General features: G+C 68.4%; 19 protein-coding genes and 1 tRNA gene. 1 reads left to right on the plus strand and 19 read right to left on the minus strand.

Features of this window, described 5'->3' with window-relative positions; translation table 11 throughout:
* Positions 1-51: 51 nt before the first annotated feature.
* The 5 genes from JOE64_RS12540 to JOE64_RS12560 all read right to left on the minus strand — a co-directional run bounded on the left by JOE64_RS12540 (position 52) and on the right by JOE64_RS12560 (position 3,426).
* Positions 52-1,182: a Gfo/Idh/MocA family protein gene (locus JOE64_RS12540; protein WP_204964565.1), complete on the minus strand. Its 1,131-nt coding sequence runs from the start codon at positions 1,180-1,182 to the stop codon at positions 52-54.
* Entirely contained in the window at positions 1,179-2,003 is an 825-nt protein-coding gene (locus JOE64_RS12545) for a sugar phosphate isomerase/epimerase family protein (protein WP_204964566.1), read from the minus strand. Before JOE64_RS12545 ends, JOE64_RS12540 begins: the two co-directional genes overlap by 4 nt.
* A gap of 163 nt (positions 2,004-2,166) precedes the next feature.
* Positions 2,167-2,239, minus strand: a tRNA-Arg gene (locus tag JOE64_RS12550).
* A gap of 71 nt (positions 2,240-2,310) precedes the next feature.
* The gene (locus JOE64_RS12555) at positions 2,311-2,943 is read right to left on the minus strand and encodes an asparagine synthase (protein WP_204964567.1); all 633 of its coding nucleotides are present in this window, start codon (positions 2,941-2,943) and stop codon (positions 2,311-2,313) included.
* Positions 2,944-3,042: 99 nt separating this feature from the next.
* On the minus strand, positions 3,043-3,426 hold the full coding sequence (locus JOE64_RS12560) for a DUF5684 domain-containing protein (RefSeq protein WP_204964568.1): 384 nt from the start codon (positions 3,424-3,426) through the stop codon (positions 3,043-3,045).
* Between the two features lie 158 nt (positions 3,427-3,584).
* On the opposite strand from JOE64_RS12560, the gene JOE64_RS12565 reads away from it, so the two are divergent.
* Positions 3,585-3,788 (plus strand): hypothetical protein, encoded by a 204-nt coding sequence (locus JOE64_RS12565; RefSeq protein ID WP_204964569.1) that lies wholly within the window; start codon positions 3,585-3,587, stop codon positions 3,786-3,788.
* 78 nt (positions 3,789-3,866) lie between these two features.
* Here the strand turns inward: JOE64_RS12565 and JOE64_RS12570 are convergent, their stop codons facing one another.
* The 14 genes from JOE64_RS12570 to JOE64_RS12635 all read right to left on the minus strand — a co-directional run bounded on the left by JOE64_RS12570 (position 3,867) and on the right by JOE64_RS12635 (position 22,398).
* Positions 3,867-4,817 carry an aldose 1-epimerase family protein gene (locus JOE64_RS12570; RefSeq protein ID WP_204964570.1) on the minus strand — a complete coding sequence of 317 codons (951 nt, stop codon included), beginning with the start codon at positions 4,815-4,817 and terminating at the stop codon, positions 3,867-3,869.
* 5 nt (positions 4,818-4,822) lie between these two features.
* Entirely contained in the window at positions 4,823-6,325 is a 1,503-nt protein-coding gene (gene araA / locus JOE64_RS12575; RefSeq protein WP_204964571.1) for an L-arabinose isomerase, read from the minus strand.
* Between the two features lie 20 nt (positions 6,326-6,345).
* Positions 6,346-7,977 (minus strand): xylulokinase, encoded by a 1,632-nt coding sequence (locus JOE64_RS12580; protein ID WP_204964572.1) that lies wholly within the window; start codon positions 7,975-7,977, stop codon positions 6,346-6,348.
* On the minus strand, positions 7,974-8,696 hold the full coding sequence (locus JOE64_RS12585; RefSeq protein ID WP_204964573.1) for an L-ribulose-5-phosphate 4-epimerase: 723 nt from the start codon (positions 8,694-8,696) through the stop codon (positions 7,974-7,976). Before JOE64_RS12585 ends, JOE64_RS12580 begins: the two co-directional genes overlap by 4 nt.
* Positions 8,693-9,766: an ABC transporter permease gene (locus JOE64_RS12590; RefSeq protein ID WP_204964574.1), complete on the minus strand. Its 1,074-nt coding sequence runs from the start codon at positions 9,764-9,766 to the stop codon at positions 8,693-8,695. The genes JOE64_RS12585 and JOE64_RS12590 overlap by 4 nt, the downstream gene beginning before the upstream one ends.
* Positions 9,763-10,830: an ABC transporter permease gene (locus tag JOE64_RS12595; protein ID WP_204964575.1), complete on the minus strand. Its 1,068-nt coding sequence runs from the start codon at positions 10,828-10,830 to the stop codon at positions 9,763-9,765. Before JOE64_RS12595 ends, JOE64_RS12590 begins: the two co-directional genes overlap by 4 nt.
* Complete coding sequence (locus tag JOE64_RS12600) at positions 10,827-12,410, minus strand: sugar ABC transporter ATP-binding protein (protein ID WP_204964576.1); 1,584 nt, start codon at positions 12,408-12,410, stop codon at positions 10,827-10,829. The genes JOE64_RS12595 and JOE64_RS12600 overlap by 4 nt, the downstream gene beginning before the upstream one ends.
* 113 nt (positions 12,411-12,523) lie before the next feature.
* The gene (locus tag JOE64_RS12605) at positions 12,524-13,531 is read right to left on the minus strand and encodes an ABC transporter substrate-binding protein (protein ID WP_204964577.1); all 1,008 of its coding nucleotides are present in this window, start codon (positions 13,529-13,531) and stop codon (positions 12,524-12,526) included.
* 192 nt (positions 13,532-13,723) lie between these two features.
* Positions 13,724-14,743, minus strand: a complete 1,020-nt coding sequence (locus JOE64_RS12610; RefSeq protein ID WP_204964578.1) for a LacI family DNA-binding transcriptional regulator — start codon at positions 14,741-14,743, stop codon at positions 13,724-13,726.
* Positions 14,740-14,967 carry an LPXTG cell wall anchor domain-containing protein gene (locus tag JOE64_RS12615; RefSeq protein ID WP_204964579.1) on the minus strand — a complete coding sequence of 76 codons (228 nt, stop codon included), beginning with the start codon at positions 14,965-14,967 and terminating at the stop codon, positions 14,740-14,742. The genes JOE64_RS12610 and JOE64_RS12615 overlap by 4 nt, the downstream gene beginning before the upstream one ends.
* The gene (locus JOE64_RS12620) at positions 14,964-16,025 is read right to left on the minus strand and encodes a DUF916 domain-containing protein (protein WP_204964580.1); all 1,062 of its coding nucleotides are present in this window, start codon (positions 16,023-16,025) and stop codon (positions 14,964-14,966) included. The genes JOE64_RS12615 and JOE64_RS12620 overlap by 4 nt, the downstream gene beginning before the upstream one ends.
* 74 nt (positions 16,026-16,099) lie before the next feature.
* A complete protein-coding gene (locus JOE64_RS12625) occupies positions 16,100-16,741 on the minus strand; it encodes a hypothetical protein (RefSeq protein WP_204964581.1) in 642 nt (213 codons plus the stop codon).
* Positions 16,742-16,966: 225 nt separating this feature from the next.
* A complete protein-coding gene (locus tag JOE64_RS12630; protein ID WP_204964582.1) occupies positions 16,967-19,909 on the minus strand; it encodes a beta-xylosidase family glycoside hydrolase in 2,943 nt (980 codons plus the stop codon).
* Between the two features lie 116 nt (positions 19,910-20,025).
* On the minus strand, positions 20,026-22,398 hold the full coding sequence (locus JOE64_RS12635) for a family 43 glycosylhydrolase (protein WP_204964583.1): 2,373 nt from the start codon (positions 22,396-22,398) through the stop codon (positions 20,026-20,028).
* Positions 22,399-22,955 lie beyond the last annotated feature (557 nt).

Raw genomic sequence — 22,955 nt, forward strand, 5'->3', positions numbered from 1 at the left:
GGGTCGGCGCCCACCGGATGATGCGGCCCGGCAGGCACCGACCCGAGCGGATCAGCCGAGCGTCCGCGCGAACGGGTCGAAGCCATCCGGCAGCAGCGGCACGGGCGCGACGGTGCTCTCGATCTCGAAGTACCGGCCGCTCGCGGCGGAGTCCTGTGCGGAGAGCATGACGTCGAGCACGTGGTAGCCGAGCTCGCCCGTGGCGACGTGCGGCCGGTCCGCGGCGATCGCCCGCGCCATGTCGAGCACGCCGAGCCCGCGACCGACGACGGCGCCCTCGCGCTCGATCTCGATCCACTCCTGCTCGGTCTTCATGCCGTCGCGCAGCACGCCGAGCGGGCGCACGTAGGCGATGCGGCCGTCGAACTGGTTCGGGTCGGGCAGCACCATCGTGCCCTCCGAACCGTGGATCTCAACGATTCCATGACGCTCCAGCGCCGAGTCGAAGCTGAGCAGGTGCGTGCCGTGCTGACCGCCCGCGAAGCTCGTGAGCACCTGCACGGTCGAGGGAACCTCGACGGGGAAGGTCTCTCCGGCACGGGGCCCCGTACGGATCGTGCGCTCCAGGCGCGGGCGCGAGCCGCGCGCGTCGACGCCCGCGATCGGCCCGAGCAGGCTCACGAGCGCCGAGAAGTAGTACGGCCCCATGTCGAGCAGCGGGCCCGCACCGTGCGCGAACAGGAACGCCGGCTCCGGATGCCAGAGATCGGGCCCCTGGGTCTGGAACGCCGTCTGCACGAACAGCGGCTCACCGATGACGCCCGCCTGGATCGCTCGCTTGGCGGACTGGAAACCGGGCCCGAGCAGAGTGTCGGGCGCCGACCCGATGCGCACACCCGCGGCATCCGCCTGCGCGAGCAGTGCCCGCGTCGCATCCCGATCCAGCCCGATCGGCTTCTCGGTCCACACGTGCTTGCCGGCGGCGACCGCGGCCCGCGAGACGGCGACGTGCACCTGCGGGATCGTGAGGTTCACGACGAGGTCGACATCGGGGTTGCCGAGCACGTCCTCCGGCGTGCCCCAGGCGGGGACGCCGTGCTCCGCCGCCTTCGCCTGCGCCCGTTCGGGCAGCAGGTCGCCGACGGCGACGACGGAGACATCGGGGAACGACCCGAGGTTCTCGAGGTAGGTCTGGCTGATGACACCGGCACCGATGATGCCGACTCCGAGCGGACGGCTCATGCGACGAATCCGCCGTCCTTCAGGAAGGCCAGGCTCGCCGCGATGTCGGCGAAGACGTCGCCGGGCGCCCGGTCGTACTCGATCACCGCGTGACGGATCCCCGTGCCGGCCGACAGTGCGGCGGCGAGCGGCACGTCGCCGGTGCCGGCATGACGCTGGTCGAGGCTGTCCGAGCCGAAGGGCTCGGCGCCCGGAGCCCAGGGGTTCGAAGCCGGGACGACACCGTCCTTCACGTGCACGGCGGTGACACGGTCGCCCAGAGCAGAGACGAGCTTCGGCACGTCCTGACCGCCGGTGAGCGCCCAGAACAGGTCGAGCTCGAGCTGCACGCGCTCATCCGTGAGCGAGACGAAGCGCTCGTAGGCGCTCTGTCCGTCGAAAGAGGCGATGAACTCCTGCGCGTGGTTGTGGTAGCCGACCGTGAGGCCGAAGGTCGCCGCCTGGCCGGCCGCACGGTTCAGCCGCTCGGCGATGTCGGCGACGCCGTCCTCGGTGAGCCAGCGCTCCGGCGCGACGAAGGGGTCGAACACGGTCTGGATGCCGATACGTGCGGCCGCCTCGAAGACGACCTCCGGCGCGGGGGTCGGGATCGAACCGTCGGGCGTCCACAGCTCGTCGGTCAGCAGCGGCGCGTGGCCAGTGGGGGCGGCGAGCCCGCTCGCGTCGAGCGCGGCGCGGATCTGGTCGGGGCGGCCGACGAAGTCGAACGCCTCGACGTTGCGCAGGCCGAGCTCTGCCAGCCGGTCGAGCGAGCCCTGCATGTCTGCAGAGAAGTCCTTCGCCAGCGAGTAGAGCTGGATCGAGGCCTCGGGAAGGGTCATGATGCGTCCTCCGGGTACGTCGTCGTGGGGAAGCGCCGCCGCGCTGCGCCCGACGATACCGAAGAAAACCTCCAAGTGGAAGTTTTTGTGTCGAGGTATGACGAAACGACGAAAGCCCTCGGTTCTCACCGAGGGCTTTCGTCGCTACTGTCTCAACACAGTGTGCGCCCGAAGGGACTCGAACCCCTAACCTTCTGATCCGTAGTCAGATGCTCTATCCATTGAGCTACGGGCGCAGTCTGCACCTTCCTTCCGGAAGGCCGTGGATTAGCTTAGCGCACTCTGCGGCATCCGACGAATCGAGCAGCTATTCGAGCTCTCCCGGGTCGACGGCGCCGGGCGCGCGAGGGCCGCCGTCGACGATGTCGGGCAGCTCGCCGCGCTCGCGCAGCCGCTGCTGGGTGGCCGCCGAACGGCGGTGGGCACGCAGTTTCGGCAGATCGACGAGACGCAGTGCCTGCATCCGCGCCGTGCGCATGCGCGCATAGTCGGGTTCGAGATCCGGGCGCGATGCCTCGATGCGCAGCGTGCGGTCGATGTTCTTCGCGACCTCCGCCCACGCAGCGTCGCGAGCGTCCGCGATCAGCCGGTGCAGTTCGTCGTCGTCGGCCGCCCGAGCACGCAGTTCGTGGGCGACGTGCAGGGACTGCTTCTCCCGTCGGCGCAGATTGCGCACGTCTCGACTGCGGTAGTCGTGCGTGCCTCCGGAGTCGGAGTGCCGCGTGCGGGCTCTGCGACGCTCGTGCACCGTCCGCTCGGCGTCGGCTTCGGCCTCGAGTGCGAGCGCCTCCAGCGCCGAGCGGGCCTCGGGCAGGTAGCGCTCGGCGTCGAAATCCTCACCGTCGGCGAGGATGTGCACGAGGATCGTGTTCTTGAGGATCAGCCGAGTGGCCGCGGAGGCGATGTAGAGCCCCTCGGCGACGACGTCGCGCGTGCGCATACGCGGTCGCCTACCCGGTCGCTGATCGGCCACGACACCTCCTCATGTCGATCCTAGGCAACCAGATCGCCCAGGATCGAGGGGCAGCGTCAGGCCGTATCAGACCGGGCGCGTGTACCGATCCGAGCCGAGACCGATCACGAAGTAGCCGATCGGAGCGACCAGCCAGAGGAGCACGAACGAGAACAGCGCACCGTGCCCGAATCCGCGCCCGATGCGGATCGCGACGATGATCGAGAACACGACGTTGACGAGGGGGATCAGCGCGAGAAGCCCCAGCCAGGCGGAGAAGCCGGCGATCTTCACCTGGACGAACCAGTTGACCACCGGGATCAGCGCGAGGATACCCGCGTACCCGGCCTTCGAGAAGGCCTTCCACATCGCCACGGCGAGCAGCACATAGTAGGCGAGGAAGAGGACGAGGCCCGTCCCATGCCCGAAGGCCGCCTGCCAGCTCTCGATCGATCCCCAGGAATCCGTCACCGGGCCAGCATAGAGGTCCGGCGTCCGCCCGCACAGAGCCTCCGCAGCGGCGCTCAGGGCTACCACGGCCGGCGCCCGGGCGGCAACCCCTTGTCGCCCGGAGGGGCGCTGCGTAACGTCGAGAGCGATTCAGTCCCCGAACGTTGAAGGAGCGGACCATGGGTTTCATCGATGACGCGAAGGATGCCGCCGAGACGGCCGGTCGCAAGATCAAGGAGGCCTTCGAGGACACTGCCGACCGCATCGGCGACAAGGTCGACGAGGTGAAGGCCGATGCCGACGTCAAGAAGGCCGAAGCCGAGCGCGACTCCGTCGACAAGCGCAACGAGGTCAAGGCGGAGCTTCGCGGCGACGACAAGTAAGTCGTCGTCGCCACGCGACGGCACGACAGAAGGGCCCCGGAGATCGCTTCCGGGGCCCTTCCGTCATGTCCGCCGAGATCAGACGGCGCGAATGCGCCAGGAGGCCTCGGCAGAGGCTTCGGGCTGCAACACGATGAGGCCCGCATCGAACGAGTACCGCTCCGCGTTGAACGCGTCCGGAGCGCACGTCATCGGCTCCACGGCGAGGCCGACGCGGTGGGACGGGTCCGAGACGCCACCCGGGCGGTCGGCGGTGTGCACCTGCACCCACGGGCACGCGTCGTCCCAGATCATCTCGACCCCCGTGCCGGACGGGTCGGTCACGCGAACGGTCGCCAAACCCTCGCCATCGCGGACGAGTCCGGTGTAGGCATGATCGATCTCGACGGCACCGAGGGTGCGCGGCGCGCGCCAGTCGAAACGGTTCGCGTCGAAGGACGCGACCTCGTGCACGTCGATCGGCGACAGCCTGTCGGGTGTGACTTCGAGCACCGTCTCCGCCGGAAGCTCGAGCGTCCAGCTGTCGAGGGGCCCGGGCCCGGCCACCAGATACGGATGCGGGCCGGTGCCGAACGGCGCGGCATCCGCGCCGACGTTCACCCCGCGGACGGTCTGGGTCAGACCGTCCTCCCCCACCCGGTAGGTGGTCTCGACGCGCACACGCCACGGGTAGCTCGCCTGCGGCTCGATCGTCGCGGCGAGGGTCACTTCGTCGTCCGTGTGCGACAGCACGACGAAGTCGAGCCAGCCGGCGAAGCCGTGCAGCGCGTGGCCGCGATCGGGTTCCGTGAGCGCCAGCTGGAACGTCGCCCCGCCCGACGCGTAGAGTCCATCGACCACGCGGTTCGGCCACGGAGCGAGCAGCGCCCCCCGGAAGTTCGGGCGGACCTCGTCGGCCGCGAACGGCACGACGAGGTCACGCCCGTCATAGGTGAGGCTGCGCAACGATGCACCGATGCTCGCGATCTCGGCGCGGTAGGCGCCGGAGCGGATCGTGTACTGCGTGCCGGAGCGCGGGCGGTCGGTCATTGTCGTCAGAGTCCCTGTGCGAGTCGGTAGTACGCCTGGTTCCAGCGGATCTCGCGCTGGAAGTCGCGGACCGTCGTCTGCTCGTCGATGACGAGCAGCTCCGTGCGCGCGATCTCCGCGAAGTCACGGAAGACCTCAATGCCGACGGCCGTCGTCATCACCGTATGGTGAGCGGCGCCCGCCGTCAGCCAGCACGCCGCGCTCGTCGCGAAATCGGGTGCGGGCTTCCACACGGCGCGTCCCACGGGGAGGTTCGGCAGGTCGGGCGCCTCGACGGTCTCCACGACGTTCGCGACCAGCCGGAAGCGGTCGCGCATGTCGCTCATCGCGACGACGACGGCGGGGCCGGGGTCGGCGGTGAAGACGAGCCGCACCGGGTCGTCCTTTCCGCCGATGCCGAGCGGGTGGATCTCCAGCCGGGCCTTCGACGCGGTCAGGGTCGGGGCGACCTCCAGCATGTGCGCGCCCAGGATCTTCTCCTCGCCCGCGACGAGGTCGTAGGTGTAGTCCTCCATCAGGCTCGCGCCGCCGGGAAGACCCGCGCCCATGACGTTGGCGATGCGCACGAGGATCGCGGTCTTCCAGTCGCCCTCGGCGCCGAAACCGTAGCCTTCGGCCATGAGGCGCTGCACGGCGAGGCCGGGCAGCTGCTTCAGCGACCCGAGGTCTTCGAAGCTCGTGGTGAACGCGCCGAAGCCGCCCTCCTCGAGGAACGACCGCAGACCGAGCTCGATCGCCGCACCGTCGCGCAGCGACTGGTGGCGCTCTCCCCCGGGCAGGAGCTCCTCGACCACGTCGTACTCGGCGAGGTAGACCTCCACGAGCGCGTCGATGTCGGCCTCGGATGCCGCGGCGACGGCGTCGGCGAGCTCGTTCACGCCCCACGTGTTCACCTGCACGCCGAACCGCAGCTCCGCCTCGGTCTTGTCACCTTCGGTGACCGCCACGAAGCGCATGTTGTCGCCGAAGCGCGCCAGCTTCAGGGTGCGCGCCGCCTGCCATCCGGCGGCAGCACGCTGCCACTGCTCGATCTGGGTCAGCACCGCCGGGTTGGAGACGTGTCCGACGACGGTCTTGCGGGCGACCCCCAGACGCGTCTGGATGTAGCCGAACTCCCGATCGCCGTGGGCGGCCTGGTTGAGGTTCATGAAATCGAAGTCGATCTCTGCCCAGGGCAGCTCGACGTTCGCCTGCGTGTGCAGGTGCAGCAGCGGCTTCTGCAGCGCGTCGAGGCCGCCGATCCACATCTTGGCGGGGCTGAACGTGTGCATCCAGGCCATGACGCCGATGACGCTGTCGTCGGCGTTCGCCTCGAGCGCGAGGCGGCGGATGCTGTCGGCATCCGTCAGCACCGGCTTCCACTCCACACGCACCGGAAGGCCCTCGAGGCCGGCGACGACCTGTTGGGACTGCTCGGCGACCTGCCGGAGGGTTTCCTCGCCGTACAGCCCCTGGCTGCCGGTGACGAACCAGACGGTGTACCCGTCGAGAGAAGTGCGCAGAGTCATGGTGGTCCTTTCCACAGAGTTCAGAGAGCGGTGACGGCGGCGCGCTCGATCGCGAGGCCCGCGCGGTACCGGTCGAGGTACGCGGCGAAGCCCGCCGCGTCGGTGACGTCGGGCGCGACGACGGATGCCGCAGCATCCGCGAAGACGACGTCGTCGAGATATCGGTGCAGCTCGGGGACGAATGCCCGCTCGCCCGTGACAGCGACCGTGCGCCGGAAGGCGGCGAGCACGGCGACGCCCCAGGCGCCTCCCTCCGAGGCGGTGTCGCCGACGGCGACGGGCGCCTGCAGAGCGGCCGCGAGGAAGCGCTGCGCGACTCCCGCGGTGCGGAACATGCCGCCATGCGCATACATGCGATCGAGAGCGACGCCTTCGGCGGCGAGCACCTGCATGCCGAGGGCGAGCGTCCCGAAGACGCCGTAGACGTGGGCACGCATCACGTTCGCGAGGTCGAACACCGAGTCCGGCGTGCGGACGAACAGCGGCCTGCCCTCGGCGAGACCGGCGATCGGCTCACCGGCGAGGTGGTTGTAGGCCAGCAATCCCCCGGCATCGGCGGCGCCTTCGAGCGCCTCGCGCAGGAGCACGTCGAAGACGGCATCCGAGTCGAGCGGCGCTCCGGCGGCGGCGGCGAACCGCGAGAACAGCCCCGCCCACGCCGCAAGCTCGCTCGCACCGTTGTTGCAGTGCACCATCGCGACGGCATCGCCCGCGGGCGTCGTCACGAGATCGAGCTCGTGGTGGATGCCCTCGAGAGGACGCTCGAGCACGACCATCGCGAAGATGCTCGTGCCGGCGCTGACGTTGCCCGTGCGGGGAGCGACGGCGTTGGTCGCCACCATGCCCGTGCCCGCGTCGCCTTCCGGCGGGCAGGCGAGGGCTCCGGCGTGCAGAAGTCCCGTCGGGTCGAGCAGCAGCGCCCCCTCGTCGGTCAGCGCACCGGCGTCGCCGCCGGCCGGGAGCACCTCGGGCAGAAGCGCACGCAGCGGCGGGACCGACTCGGGCGCCAGAGCGTCGAACAGCGCAAGCAGACGCTCGTCGTAGTCGCTGCCGTCGGCCGCGATCGGGAACACCCCCGATGCGTCGCCGACGCCGAGCACGCGGCGGCCCGTGAGCCGCTCGTGGACGTAGCCGGCCAGCGTGGTCACCGACGCGATGCGGCCGATGTGCGGCTCCTCGTCGCGCACGGCCTGCCGCAGGTGCGCGACCGACCAGCGCAGCGGGATGTTGAGTCCGAACAGATCGGACAGCTCCGCCGCAGCCGGGCCCGTGTTGGTGTTGCGCCAGGTCCGGAACGGCACGAGGAGCTCTCCGTCGGCATCGAACGCGAGGTAGCCGTGCATCATCGCGGACACCCCGATCGCCCCGATCGTCTCGACGCGCACTCCGTGCCGGTGCTGCGCGTCGTCCACCAGAGCCGAGAACGCCGCCGCAGCACCCGCCCAGACCTCGTCGAGCGGATACGTCCACAGGCCGTCCTCGAGACGGTTCTCCCAGGAGTGCGCCCCGACCGCGAGCACGTGCGAGGGGTCGTCGGCATCGATCAGGCAGGCCTTGATGCGCGTCGAGCCGAACTCGATACCCAGCGCCGTCCGCCCGTCGCGGATCAGCTGCGCCGTCCGCGGGTCCGCGGCGCTCACCTCGCCCGTCATCGCCGGTCGTCCGTGTTCTGTCCGTAGACGTTCTGGTAGCGGTTGTAGAGCGCGTCGATCGATTCCTGCGGAATCGGAATCAGCTCGCCGGCCTGGCGTGCGAGGTGCACCGTGCGCGCGACGTCTTCGCACATCACGGCCGCCTTCACGGCATCCTTGGCGCTCGTGCCGATCGTGAACGGTCCGTGGTTCTGCATCAGGACCGCACGCGAGCGGTGCCCGCGCAGCGTCTCGACGATCCCACGACCGATCGAGTCGTCGCCGATGATCGCGAAGGGACCCACCGGGATGGGTCCGCCGAACTCGTCCGCCATCGCCGTGATGACGCAGGGAATCTCCTCGCCCCGCGCCGCCCATGCGACCGCGTAGTCCGAGTGCGTGTGCACGACTCCGCCGACCTCGGGCATGTTCCGGTAGACGTACGCGTGTGCCGCGGTGTCGCTGGACGGGCTGCGGTCACTTCCCGGCGTTCCCGGGACGACCGCGCCGTCCAGATCGCACAGGATCATGTTCTCGGGCGCGAGGTCGTCGTACGAGACACCCGACGGCTTGATGACGAACAGGTCGCTGCCGGGAACCCGACCGGAGACATTGCCTCCGGTCCAGACGACCAGGCCGTAGCGGACGAGTTCGCTGTGGAGGGCTGCCACATCGGCGCGGACGGCGTCGATGCGCTGCTGCAGGTCGGCGTCCGAGACGCTCGCCGTCGCGGCGGTCATTCTGCTCTCCGTCGCGTGAGGGCCCGCTGCAGGAGCACGAACACCAGCAGGATGCTGCCCGTGATGATCGTGAGGTACTCGGGCTTGATCGATCCGTCCTTCGTGATGATCATCCACAGCGCCGCGAGCACGAGCGATCCGACCACCGATCCGAGGACGTAGCCGACACCGCCGGTGAGGAGCGTGCCGCCGATCACGACGGCCGCGATCGCGTCGAGCTCCCAGCCGATGCCGGTGACGTTCTGCGCCTTGCCGCCGACCTGGGCGGTGTAGACGACGGCCGCGAGGCCGGCCAGCGCACCGCTGAGGATGTAGATCCACACGCGGGTGCGGGCGACGGGCAGACCCATCAGCTGAGCCGAGGACTCGGCGCCGCCGATCGCATAGACGGTTCGTCCTGCGCGGGTGCGGTGCATGAAGATCACCGCACCGATCACGACGAGAACGGCGATGAAGAATCCGGGGGTCAGGACCAGGTCGTTCGTCTTCGGGCCGTCGATCAGCTTCCAGTCCGTGGCGAACATGTGGATCGGCGCGTCGTCGGGAGCGTGCACCGGCACGGTCGAGAGCATCGAGGCCAGGCCTCGGGCGAGGAACATCATCGCCAGCGTGGCGATGAAGGGCTGCACGTTGAAGTACTGCACCAGCACGCCGGACACGAGTCCGAACAGGGCGCCGAACACGATCATCAGCACGATGGCGAGCCATCCGTTGACACCGGCATCCATGAGCATGACGCCGGATACCGAGGTGAAGGCCACGACCGCTCCGACCGAGAGGTCGATGCCGCCCGAGATGATGACGATCGTCATGGCGACGGCGAGGATGATCGTCGGCGCGAAGCTGACCAGCAGGCTCGACATGGTGCCGAGGTGGAACACCCGGCCGTACGCGATCTCCGCGTAGACGAGCATGCTGATGAACAGGACGACGGCGGCGAGCGTCGGGATCAGCGACTGGCTGCGCCCCCAGGCGCGAGTCCACCGGGAGCTCGTCGAGGTCAGGGCGGCGGTCGGCGCTCCGGAGAGGTCGGCTCCGCGACGTTCGCGGGTGGTGGATGTGCCGCTCATGCGACGACCTCCTTCGGCTGCATGTTCTCAGCCAGCGGAGCCGCGGGCTTCTGAGGTCGCTTGCGCCCGAGCGCCAGCGACCGGATGCGCTCGGACTGCAGGAGCACGAGCACCACGATGACGATCGCCTTGAAGGCGGGGGTGGCCGCGGCGGAGACTCCGAGGAAGAGCACCGTCTTGTTCAGCGTCGCGATGACCAGCGCACCGATCGTCGATCCGACAATCGAGAACTTGCCGCCGGCGAGGGATGTGCCGCCGATGACGACCGCCAGCACGGCATCCAGCTCCATCTGGTAGCCGGTGCCCGACACGTCCACCGTCATCACTTCCGACACCGTGAAGAGGCCGCCGATCGAGGCGAGACCCGCCGACAGGACGTACACGGTGATGAGGATCGGCCGGGGGCGGATGCCCGCCATGCGGCTGGCGTGCGGGTTGATGCCGATCGACTCGATCATCAGGCCGAGCGCGGTCTTGCGCATCAGCACTGCGATGAGGATGACGATCACCAGCGCCAGCACGAAGCTCAGCGGCAGACCGAGGAACTGACCGTTCGCGAGGGTGCGGAACGGCTCGTTCTCCGAGTTCGTGTTCTGACCCCCGGTGATGACGCGGGCGATGCCGCGACCGGCCATCATCATGACGAGGGTCGTGATGAACGGTTGCAATCCGATGACTGCCACCAGGAATCCATTGACGGCGCCGAGGACCAGTCCCAGCAGGATCGCCAGGCCGATCGCGGCGAACATCGCGCCAATCGAGTCAGGCTGACGAAGGCCCGAGAGGGTGACCATGGCGACGGCGCCTCCGACCGCCATCACCGAGCCGACCGACAGGTCGATACCGCTCGTGGCGATGACGAAGGTCATGCCGAGCGCGATCATCATGATCGGCGCGGAGACCCGGAGGATATCGAGCACGTTGCCCGACAGCTGTCCCGTCGCGGGGTTGACCCCGATTGCGAGGTACGAGGGGTCCTTGATGGAGTTGATGGCCAGCAGGAGCGCGATGCCGATCACGCCCCAGAACCAGGGGGTGCGCACGATGTTCCGCAGCGCGTTCATTCAAGTTCTCCTTCGACCTCGTCGACGAGCGCGTCCGTGCGCGCCTCCGCCTTCTCGCCCGAGTCGGCGGCGATGATCGAGACGATCCGCTCCGCCGTGACATCGGGTCCGTTGACGACCTCGCCGACCTTCTGGTGGTCCTTCATGATGAGGATGCGCTCGGACAGGCGCACGACCTCTTCGAGCTCGGACGAGATGAACACGACGCTCATCCCGCCTTCGGCGAGCTCGGCAACCGTCTCCTGGATGTCCGCCTTGGCGCCCACGTCGATTCCGCGGGTCGGCTCGTCCAGCAGCAGCAGCTCCGGGTCGGTGGCCAGCCAGCGACCGAGGAGCACCTTCTGCTGGTTACCGCCGGAGAGCAGCCGGATCGGCCGATCGGGGTCGTTGGGACGCACGCTGAAGCGCTCCATGTAGGTCTTGACCATGCGGTCGACGTCGCGCGCCGGCACGCGGCGCATCCACCCGCGCTGGGCCTGCACGGCCAGCATGATGTTCTCGCGGATGCTGAGGTCGCCGACGATGCCGTCTTCGCGGCGGTTCTCGGTCGAATACGCGATGTGGTTCGCCAGACCCGAGACCGGCGACGAAATAGTGGTCTTCTTGCCCTTGAGGCGCACGGTGCCCGCATCGGGCTTGTCGGCGCCGAAGATCAGGCGGGCGAGCTCCGTGCGTCCCGAGCCGAGCAGACCGGCGAAGCCGACCACCTCGCCCTTGTGGATCTCGATGTCGGTGGGAGTGAGCGAGCCCTTGCGGCCCAGCTCGTCGGCCGCGTAGACCGGTGTCTGGGTGCGGTCGCGCTCGTCGACCTGGCGGTTCGAGCCGAGAGCCCGCAGCGCATTGATGTCCTTGCCGATCATCTTCGAGATGAGCTCGGTGCGGTCGAGGTCGCGCTTGAGGTATTCGCCGACGAAGCCGCCGTTGCGCAGCACCGTGATGCGGTCGCTGATCGCGTACACCTGGTCGAGGAAGTGCGAGACGAACAGGATCGCAACGCCCTGGTCGCGCAGGCGCCGGATGACGCCGAAGAGCATCTCGACTTCGGCGGCGTCGAGGCTGGAGGTGGGCTCGTCGAGGATGAGCACCTTCGACTTCGTCACCATGGCGCGGCTGATCGCGACGAGCTGCTGCAGGGCGATCGAGATCGACGAGAGCGGCGCCCGCGTGTCGAGGTCGCCGAGGCCCATGTCCGCGAGCACCTCGTGTGCCCGCGCATGGGTCTTGCGCCAGTTGATGCCGACGAGACCGCGGGTCTCGTGCCCCAGCATGACGTTCTCACCGATGGTGAGGTTGGTGCACAGGTTCACTTCCTGATACACCGTGGAGATTCCGGCGGCCTGAGCGGATGCGGTTCCGGAGAACCGGCGCTCGGTGCCGAAGACCAGGATCGACCCGGAGTCGATCTGGTAGACGCCGGTGAGAGCTTTGATGAGCGTCGACTTACCGGCGCCGTTCTCACCCATGAGAGTGTGGACCTCGCCGGGCAGCAGGCGGAAATTCACTTCGTCGAGCGCTTTGACGCCCGGGAAAGTGATCGACGCACCGCGCACTTCGACGATCGGGAGAGGTTCGTTGGCCACGTGCTGACTTCCTCGATGATCGGTATCGGACGGGTCGGCAGCCAGTCGGAGGACGGGGGCGCCTCGAGGGCGCCCCCATCCGCCTTACCGTGAGCCGGCTCGGGTGGTGTGACTCAGAAGCCGAGTCCGCTGTCGAGGGCCTTCTTGGCAGCCTCGGGCGAGTCGAACGTGGCGCTCTTGACGATGATGGTGGAGTCGACCTTCTCGCCGGCGAGGGCCTTGTTGACGGCATCCACCGCGTCGGTTCCGAAGAACGGGTTGTACTGGGCGACGAAGCTCAGGTCACCCTTGGACAGCGCCTCGAGAGCACCCTTGGTGCCGTCGATGGTCGCGATCTTGACGTCCGTGCCAGGCTTGAGGCCGGCGGCGGAGACGGCCTGCGCCGCACCGATGCCCATCTCGTCGTTCTGCGCGAAGATGAACTGGATGCCGTTGTTGTTGGCCTTCAGCGCGGTCTCGACGACCGACTTGCCCTCGTCCGTCTTCCAGTTGGCGGTCTGCGCGCCGACCTTGTTCCAGCCCGCCTTGCCGGCGATGGCCGAGTCGAAGCCCTGGTTGCGCTCGTTGACGACCGACAGACCGGGGACACCCTCGAGCACGAAGTAGTTCGCGCCCTGCGGGAAGGTCGTGGCTGCCCACTGGCCGACCGAGGTGGCCACCTGGACGTTGTCGGGCGCGATGCGGGTGACGTAGAGGTCGCTGTCCGCGTCGACGCCGCGGTCGAGCAGGATCACGGGGATGTTGGCTTCCTTGGCCTTCTTCAGCTGGTCCTGCCAGCCCGAGGCCTCCGTGGCCGTGAGCAGGATGACGTCGACCTCGTCGTTGACGAAGGTCGAGAACGCGTCCAGCTGCGACTTCTGGTCGCTCGGGCTCGCGGCCGGAGCGTACTTGAGGTCGAAGCCGGCCTCCTTGGTGAACGCGTCCTTGATCGCCTGCTCGTTGGCGTTGCGCCAGCCGCCCTCGGGGCCGACCGCGACGAAGCCGACGGTGACCGTCTTGCCGTCCTTGCCGGCGTCGCCGGACGATGCCGGCTCGCCCGAACCCGACGAGCATGCCGTGAGCGTCAGGGCGCCGACCGCTGCGAGACCGACCAGTCCCAGGAACCTCTTGTTGTGTCCCATCTCTTCTCCTCCTTGAGATACTCCCGACGCCGTTCGTCGATGAGATCGAATTTCCGGTCGCCTACCGAGGCCACCGAAGGGTGCAGTTAGATTGTGCGCGCTAACACTTCAGATAGCAAGCAAAACTTTCCGACTCGTTACCATCTTGTTACCGCGCACATTTGTGACGGCGCGAGGCGTTCGCGCCATGGGTCAGCGGCGCGGCGGCGCCGTCGAGGCGCGCACGACCAGGACGGGCTCGATCACGTCGTGATGGACGTCACCGTCTCCCCCGATCGCCGCGAGAATCTGCCTCAGAGCGAGCTCGCCGAGCGCCGAGAAATCCTGCTGCACCGTCGTCAGCGGGGGCAGGAAGTGGCGCGAATCGGGCAGATCGTCGACGCCGATGACACTGATGTCCTGCGGAATGCGCAAGCCGCGCTCGGCGAGCCCGTGCATGAGGCCGAGCGCCATCTGGTCGTTCGCGGCGAAGACGGCGGTCGCATCGCCGAAATCATGCGTCCGCCCGTACTCGTAGCCGAAGTCCGAGGTCCAGTCCCCCACCACGGGAGCGATGACGTCGAGACCTGCCAGCGCGAGGGCATCCGCCCACCCCTGCTGACGCTCACGCGCGTCGTACCAGTCCTGGGGTCCCGCGAGATGAAGGATCCTGCGGTGGCCGATGCCGATCAGATAGGTGACCGCCTCGACAGCGCCGGCGCGCTGATCCACGGCGATCGTGTGCCACACGGGGTCGGGCTCGGCCTTGATCACGATGGTGGGCAGTCCTCGGTCGTGCTCGCGGAGGACCCGCAGCGAGGATGCCCGGGGCGCAATGACGCAGAGCGCCTCCACACCTTCGGTGGCGAGTTCCATCAGGCCGTCGTCCATCTGGGACTGGGCGCCGTCGGAGACCGAGAACGCGCTCACCCCGTAACCCTGATGACGGGCCGCGCTCTCGAGGGCGCGCAGAGTGCTGTTCGGTCCGTACTCCACAGGGCCGTCCACGAGCACACCGATGCGCATGGCGCGGCGGGTCGCGAGCGCCCGCGCGATCGAGCTGCGCGTGTAGTTCATGTCCTCGATCGCGCGGAGCACGCGCTCACGCGTCGAGTCTCGGATGTTGGGGTGACCGTTGAGCACACGGGAGACCGTCATGTGCGACACGCCCGCCTGCTTCGCGACGTCGTAAATGCTGGGCCTCTGCCAGCCTCGCGTCGCCTGATCGGTCATCCAACCCCGTTTCGTCGAGACCCATGGTAGCCCCGGACGACAGCGACACCCGCAATGACGAGCGCTGCACCCGCCGCCAACAGCATCCACGCCGGCTCGCCTCCGGTCACCGGAAGCGCCCCCGAGCAGCCGGTACCGCAGGGCACCGGCAGAATGTCGACGAAGACGCGGACGCCCTCGCTGTTGTACTCGGTGGTGTCCGCGGCAGCGGTGAGCCAGGTCATGATGATGTCTCCTGTTCGGCAGTGCGGCGCCCCTCTTCACGGGCGCGATCGAGCATGGCGGTCAATCGGCGTCGCGAGCGGCGACGCGATCCGACCAGTGCCCAGACGACGAGCGCGAGTCCGACGAGGACAGCGATCTGAGGCCAGGGCACCGCGATGACCGACGATGTCCAGCTCGCCGGGGCGACCTCGGGGCGCTGCCCGTCGAAGGTCACCGCCGTCGGCTGGAGCGTCACCGCGACCGGGACCGAGAACAACGGCCAGGCCCCGGGAACGGAGACGCTGAGAGTGCGGTGGTCGCCGGGGAGGAGTTCGGGCGCCGACTCCCCCTCGGCGGGGAAGGATATGGATTGCCCGCCCGCCTCGACCGTGCCGGCGACGAGGATCCGGGCGTTCCCGGTGTTCTGGACGTCGAACGACACCGTGACCGACCCTGGGCGGAAGGGGTTCCACGACATCTCGTAGGACGCCGAGCCGTTCGTCAGCGCCGCGGCGGGAGCCAGCTGGCCGTTCACCCGCGTGAGCACCCGGAAGCCGATGCGGCTTTCGACGCCGACGCTCGCTCCCCCGTCTGCGGTCTGGGTGGACGTGATAGAGGCGGTGATGCCGGCGGCATGGTCTCCCGGTTCGGCGCGTTCGGGAACGGAGATCGAGTAGGGGACGACGACGGTGGCACCGGCGGCGACCGTCACCGACGGTGGCAGCGAGATCCAGGTGCCCGAATCGACGGACTTCTTGTCGGACGAGAGGGTATCGAAGCGGCCAGACCGCGTGAAATAGCCGTCCGCGGCGGCGAGCGCGAAGCTCACCTCGTGATCGCTGGAGTTGCGGATGGCGAGGTGGTCATCCGCACTCGCTCCAGGATCGAGCTGATACTCCGCGAACCTCCGCCCGTCGGGCCCGTTCGCGTCCGACGGCGTGACCGACCAGCGCACCGGCGCATCGGCCGCGTCGTCCGCCAGCACGGCGGGTGCCGGCAGCACCAGGAGCCCGAGCGCGGCCGCGGCCAGCGCCGCCGTCAGACGTGCGGCGACGGCGCGAAGGGGGAGGTGGGGCATCGGAACTCCTGAGAGGGAACGGGCCGGAGCCGCCGCGAGGACGGCTCCGGCCCGAGGGGCATAGACCGACGGGCTTACTGCTGGGCGTCTTCCCAGAGCGTAAGCGTGATCTTGCCCGAGTACGCGCCCGGCGCGACCGTGGCCGGCGTCTTCAGGAAGAGGTCGGCGTCCGCCTTCCACTCGCCGGTCGGCCGCACCTGCTGCGAGTCGAGCGACAGCACGAACAGCTCGTCGCCGACGAGGCCGACGTTGTTCGGCGTGCTCGTCGATCCGCTCGTCGGGTCATCCAGCGTGGTCACGACCTCGTCGCCCTCGCTGACAGCACCGTCCGAGTTGTCGGAGAGGAGCTTCGGCGTCCAGCCCAGGTTCCCCGCAGCGATCTTCTGCGTGACGCCCGGAGCGCTGAACTCGGACGACTGACCGGTCACGTACCAGAAGACGCCGTCCGGCACCTGCTGGCGGTCGTCGGTCACCGTCACGACGGGCAGCTTGCCGTCGAACTGACGGAGCGTCGTGTCGGCCGACGCGACCTCGGTCAGCGTCGTCGAGGTCGCGGCCACCGACATCGTCAGCGCACCCTTCGCCTCGATGTTGACGTTGACGTTGACGTCGTCGTTCTGCACCTCGGCGGCCATCGCCGCGCCGGCGCAGCCGACCAGCATCGCTCCGCCGACCACGCCCGCCGCAACGCGGGTCCAGGTTGCCCTGTTCTTCATCGGATACTCCATTTCTTCGAGCGGCCTCAGCACCACCCGATTGGTTTCGGCGCGCAGGGTTCCGCCCGCCCGATCTGATCGACGTGCACGGGGGTGCACACGCCGGGTCGGCGGGAGAGAGGGGGCATCGTGCGTCGTCGCATCCTCTTGGTCCGCCGTCGGTCCTTGCCTGAGCAAAATGTTATCGTGAACTGTTAGCGCAAACAAGGCTGATTTTCCGGTCTTCTATCGTCCACAGGTGTGGGCTTCGTAGGGAGCCGTGACGGTCGTTTTGACCGCCTTGCCCCCGACCTCTCCGGAGGCCTCCACACTCGCGACTCCGGCCGGCACGGACACCTGCCGCGTCGACAGGGCGACCGAGCTCGCGGCACCCGCCGCGACCGAGACGGTGCGGTTTCCGACCGGAGTCGACACCGCCGCCGTGACCGGAACATCGGACGCGTTCTTCACCGTGACGGCGAGCACCGACTTGCCGGCCACGCACCGCGACGTCGTGGTCGCCGTGACGGTCAGTGCCGGCGGCGTGCTCTCGGCGATCACGGCGAGCTCGGCGAGGGATCGCTCCAGCGGTCGCGCCACCGCCTCGACCTGGTTGAGCGTCGAGAACGGGTGCTGCGCCGCGGCATCCCGAGCGGCGATCGCCTTGCCGTAGGTGTGCTGGAACGACGCCCAGGCGGCCGCGGGATAGTCGGACTCCTTAAGTCCCGCGGCGCGAGAGATCGCGGCATCCAGACGAGCGCCTGTGACGGCGACGCCGTCGGCGGTGAGCACCTTGCTGAGCGAGTAGTGGTCGAAGTCGACCCCGCCGCCGGTCTGCTGCGTCGCGTACGAGAAGAGCCCCATACGGTAGCCCATGAAGTGCGACAGACTCCAGTCCATCGAGAGCGGACCGGTCCGCTGGCCGAGCTGCTGCCACGTCTGACCGTCGAGGCTGTAGTAGTAGCGGATCCACATCTGGCCGCCGTTGGTCACCGAGTCGACGTCGGCCTTGAGGTGGACGACACGGCTGTCGCCGAGCGGGACCGTCGACCCGGAGACGAACGCCTCGGTCGCCGCGCGATCGAGCGTCGCCTGGAAGGGCTGGCCTCGGTAGACGATGCCGAGCGTGTACTGACCGTCGACCTTCTTCACCCCCGCGTAGGCGAAGCTGCGCGTGTAGGTCGCGAGACCCGCGACATCGCCGTCCTTCATGCGCGACACGTCGATCGTGGTCTCGACGGACTGCTTCGGGCCGAAGGTGCGCTGCGACAGGGTGTTGCGGGCCTCCTCGAACCAGGTCAGGTCGTCCTTGCCCGAGAGCTTGGCGTACTTGTACTGCCCCGTGACGACCTTGCCGTTGGTCAGGCTCAGCCATCCGGGACGCTCGGTCAACGACCAGTACCGGTTGTCGGGTGCGTGGTTCCACTCCCACGCCGGGTCGAGGTCGGAGCCGTTGTAGGCGATCTCGTCGGCCGACGGCGCCTCGGTGGTCAGCGGACGCCCCCGCAGCGACAGGTCGTCGACCAGGACATCCATGACGTGCGCGTCGGGCGAGGCCTGCACGTTCGTCGCGCTCGTCCACGGGGTCTCGAGGAAGATGCGCATCGAATCCAGAGGCTGCGAGGACGGCACGGTGAAGCTGCCCTTGATCTGCGCCCACTGGCCGTTGGTCGCGGTCACGTTGGCGAGGTTCGTGTACGTGCCGTTGCCGTACCGCGCGGTCAGGATGAACTGCTTCGTGGCGGGAGAAGTCGCCTTGTCGTACTTCACCCAGGCGGAGATGTCGTACGTGACATCGTGCTGGACCTTGCCGGACACGTCCTGCGCGATGCCCGACCCGGTGGTCTTGCGGTCGGAGATCAGGACGGCGGACGATCCGTTGTGCCCGTTCGGCGAGGCGGTCAGCGTCGCGTTGTCGTTGACGATCCAGCCCGTCGTGCCCGCGTCGAGGTTCGCGTTCGCGAACAGCTCGACGCCCAGCAGCGACTGATCGATCGCCGGCTGCGCCGGGATCTGCCACTTCTCATCCGACCATGCGCGATGCGGTGCGTCGTTGTCGAAGTCGTCCGACGCGACGACCGACCGCGAGCGCTCGAGCTCGGTCTGCGCCGGGGTGAGGGAGATGACCTTGTCGAAGGTGCCGTTGTAGGGCACGTTGCCGTTGTTGCCGAAGGTCGGCCAGCCGTCCTTCCAGGTCGCCGGGATCAGCGCGGGGATGCGGCCGACCGGGAATGTGTCGCGGAAGAAGAATCCGTACCAGTCGCTTTCCTGACCGGCGCGCGGGACCTCGAACAGACCGCCCTGCGCGAAGCCGTTGGAGTTCAACGCGCTGCGCGCCTCATACGTGTTGGCGCCACCGACCGACTGGTAGCGCCCGAGCAGGTCCTTGGAGCGGAAGACGGCTTCCTGGCGGCCCTGGCCGCTCGGCCACGTGATGATGAAGACGTAGTAGTAGTCGCCGATCTTGTAGACCTGCGCGCCCTCGAACAGTCCGCCGACGAAGGACTGGTCGGCGTAGTCGCTGGCCCGGAAGATGTTCGGGTACTCCGCGACGATGCTCGAGAGGTCTTCGCTGAGCTTGACCGCGCTCGTCCCGCCCGAGCCGTAGAAGATGTAGGGCGTGCCGCCGTTCGCGTCGTCGAAGAAGAGCGAGGGGTCGTGGAAGGCGCGACCGAACGCGTGCGACTCCCACACGCCGTTCTCGATGTCCTTGGTCGTATAGAGGTAGGCGCCACCGAGGTTGTTCGTGTTGAACAGCACGTAGAACGTGCCGTCGTGGTACCGCAGGGACGACGCCCACTGGCCCTGACCGTACGACTCCTTGCCGTTTCGCAGCGACGAGGCATCCGAGATGCTGATCCGGTTGAACACGTAGTTGACGGTCTCCCAGTTGACACCGTCGTAGGACTTCATGATGGGGGCACCGGGGCTGAGGTGCATCGTCGTGGACACCATGTAGTAGATGTCTCGGCCCTCGGCATTCTCTGCTGCGGGGACCATCGCGACGCTGACGTCGGGGACATCGGCGTTGATGACGGGGACGGTGTAGGTGCCATCACCCTTGTCCGTGGAGGTGTAGCCGGAATCGGGAGCGGTGCTGTCCGCCGCCGACGCGGCTGTCGTGGTGAGCATGCTCCCCGCGAGCGCGGCTACCACCGCGATCGCCGCGAGCGGGCGTTTCTTCGACATGTCGTCGCTTTCTTGTGGGGTCGTTGTGGGGTCGTTTGTCGGGTGTCGTTCGAGGCCGTGAGAGAGGAAGGCGCGAGGACCCGGGGCGACCGCGCGAGCGGCCGCCCCGGGTTCGCTCAGCCGCAGGACCGAGCGGTGTACGGAGCGCTCACGCTCACGCGCGAGCCGTCGGCCGCCGTGGCGACCACCTCGGCCTGTCCGGCATCGAACGATGCCGCGCGCGTCGACACGGCCGCCGTGGCGGTCTTGCCCGCGCCGACCGACAGCGTCCGCGTTCCCGCCGGCGTGGTGATGGCCGCGGTGACCGGCGTCGCCGGGTCGCCCGTGACGGAGACGGCCAGCACGACCTTGCCCGCGACGCAACGCGTCGTGGCCGTCGCCGTGACCGCGAGCTGCGGCTCGGGCTGGGCGGCGGCGAACGAGAACGTGTCGAGCTCGAACAGGTCGCCCGTTCCCCCGGTGTAGGTGAAGTAGACGTCGTGCGTTCCGGTGGCGCCGGTCAGCGTCGCCGTGCTCTCGGACCATTCACCGATCGGACCGTCGACGGAGATCGTGCCGAGGACGGTGCCCGTGGCGCTGCCCGAACGGACCTCGATCTTGCCCCCGGCCTGCAGCGGCTTGGCCTTGACCGTCACCGAGGCCGCGCCCTTCTCACCGAACGCCACCGACGACAGACCGGTCCAGTCACCGGCGTCGATGTCCTTGACGACGAGGTTGGGCGCGGTGGAGCCGAACTGCGTCGACCCACCCGCGATCTTCTCGGTCGCGATGCCCTTGCTCCAGCCGAAGGTTTCGGCTTCGAACACGCGGAACGGGTCGAAGTCGTGCACCTGCGCCACGCCGGCGTAGTCGCCGACGACCTGCTTGATCGTGCCGTCCGCGTTGAACGCCATCTCCTGGATGTGCGGGCTGCGGTAACCCTGCGTCGTGTTGCCGTTGATGCGCTTGTTCAGGGTCGGGGCGTGGTACGTGAAGTAGTACTTGCCGTTGAACTCGAACACCGACTGGTGGTTGTTTCCGCCCGTGCCGGCACCGAAGAACTGGCCCTGGTTCGGGAAGAGCACGCCCGCGTACGTCTCCTTCGGGAAGTTGGTCGGGCTGTCCGACATCAGGTAGCCGATCTCGCCGCCGCCCGGGTAGTTGGCCTGGGCCTTGGCCTGGTTGCCGCCGAAGTCGTTGCCGCCGAAGTGGGACGAGTAGGACAGGTAGTACTTGCCCTCGCGCTCGAACACCTGAGCGGCCTCGAACGACACCGGGGTGTCGACGACCTGGGCCGAACCCTTGGTGCTCACCATGTCGTCACCGAGCTCGATGACGCGGATGTTCTTCGGGTTGTTGAACCGCTCGGACGCCGGCATCGACGTCGACGCCGGACCGCCGCCGAAGTAGAGGTACGCCTTGCCGTCCTTGTCCACGAGAGGCGCGGGGTCGAACTTCCAGGCCACCGACTCGGCGCCGGGCGTCGAACCGTCGATCAGCGTCGAGCTGCGCTCACTGGTCCACGGCCCGAGCGGGCTGGCACCGGTGATGACGTTGGACGATCCGCCGCCGTTCGCGTAGTACAGGAAGTACTTGTCCTGACCGTTCACCTTCTTCTTGGCGAAGCCGGGCGCCCACGAGTTGTTCGTGAACGGGGCGACACCCGCCGAGCCGGCCACCTGGATCTCACCGTGGTCGGTCCAGTTGACCAGGTCCTCGGAGGAGATCAGCGTGATCTGGTTGATGCTGCCGTAGTTGATCTGCGGCGAGACCCCGGTCACCGGGTCGGGCGCGTAGCCCTGGGTGTCGTTGGTCATGAACATGTAGACGCGCCCGTTCTCGGCATACCCGAACCCGTCCGCACCGAACTTGTGTCCGATCAGCGGGTTGTGCTCGCCGGGAAGCTTGCCGACGACCTCGATCGTCTTGGACGGAGCAGCGGGCGGGGCGGCGCCCACCAGCGACACGTCGTCGAGCACGAAGTCCATCAGGTGCGTGTCGGGAGCGCTTGCCGGGTCGGACGTCCACGGCGTCTCGAAGAAGATGCGCGCGGTCGCCGTGCTCTGCGCCGACGGGATCGTGAAGTTGCCCTGGATGTGGCTCCACTGACCGCGGGTCGCCTGCACCGAGGCCAGGTTCGTGTAGGTGCCGCCGCCGTAGTGCATGGTGGCGAAGAACTGCTTGGTGGCCGGGCTCGCCGCGTTGTCGTATTTGACCCACGCGGACACGGTGTAGGTCTTCCCTGACTGCACCTTGCCGGACAGGTCCTGCATGGGACCTGTGCCGGTCGTCTTGCGACCGGTCGTCTGCACAGCCGACGCCCCTGCGTGGGGATCGGAGACGACGGCGAGCTGGCCGCCGTCGGTGGCGTTGCCGTTGTTGACGAACCACGAGCTGATGCCGCTCTCGAATCCGCCGTTCACGATCAGTTCGGTGTCCGCGGCCGTCGCGGGGGGTGTCACGGCGGACCACGCGAGAGCGACGCCGGCAATCGCCGCCGCGAACGTCATGGTCCTGCGCCTTCTCGTGCCGTCGGGACGGCTCTTGGTCGATGGGCTCATTGCTTCCTCTTCCTGTCTTTCCTGGGATGGGATGGGGTGGGGGACCCGGTGCGGACTCGGGGAGAGGGGGAACCGCACCGGGGCCGCGCCGTGGTCATCGGCAGGCGGCGGCGTCGTACGCGACCGGGGCCTGAGTCGTGGCGCCTCCTTCCGTCGTGCTCGTCGTGATCTCGACGTCGTCAGCGGGGATGCCCGGCGCGCCCGCGGCATCGCGCGGGCGAGACCGATATCGGTCTCGCCTCGCGGATGGCCCGGCGTCGCAGCCGGGCGTCGCGATCGGCCTCATGCGTCATCACTCCTTCGTGGGGTGAGCGCAGCGATGCGCTCGGTGTTGCGGCGAGGCCCGGGGAAACCTACGGGGGTGCAGCCAATCGAATCGCGGGGACCTCGACCGCGGTCGCGCGCTGCGACAGCGCCGCGGGGGCGGCGCAGGTACCTCCTTGACGTCAGCGATGGGGAGTTAGTTAGCGCTCACATTGCGCCCTGCGGCAAAGATACCAACAACA

Source organism: Microbacterium dextranolyticum (assembly GCF_016907295.1).
In the GTDB taxonomy this organism is placed as follows: Bacteria; Actinomycetota; Actinomycetes; order Actinomycetales; family Microbacteriaceae; genus Microbacterium; species Microbacterium dextranolyticum.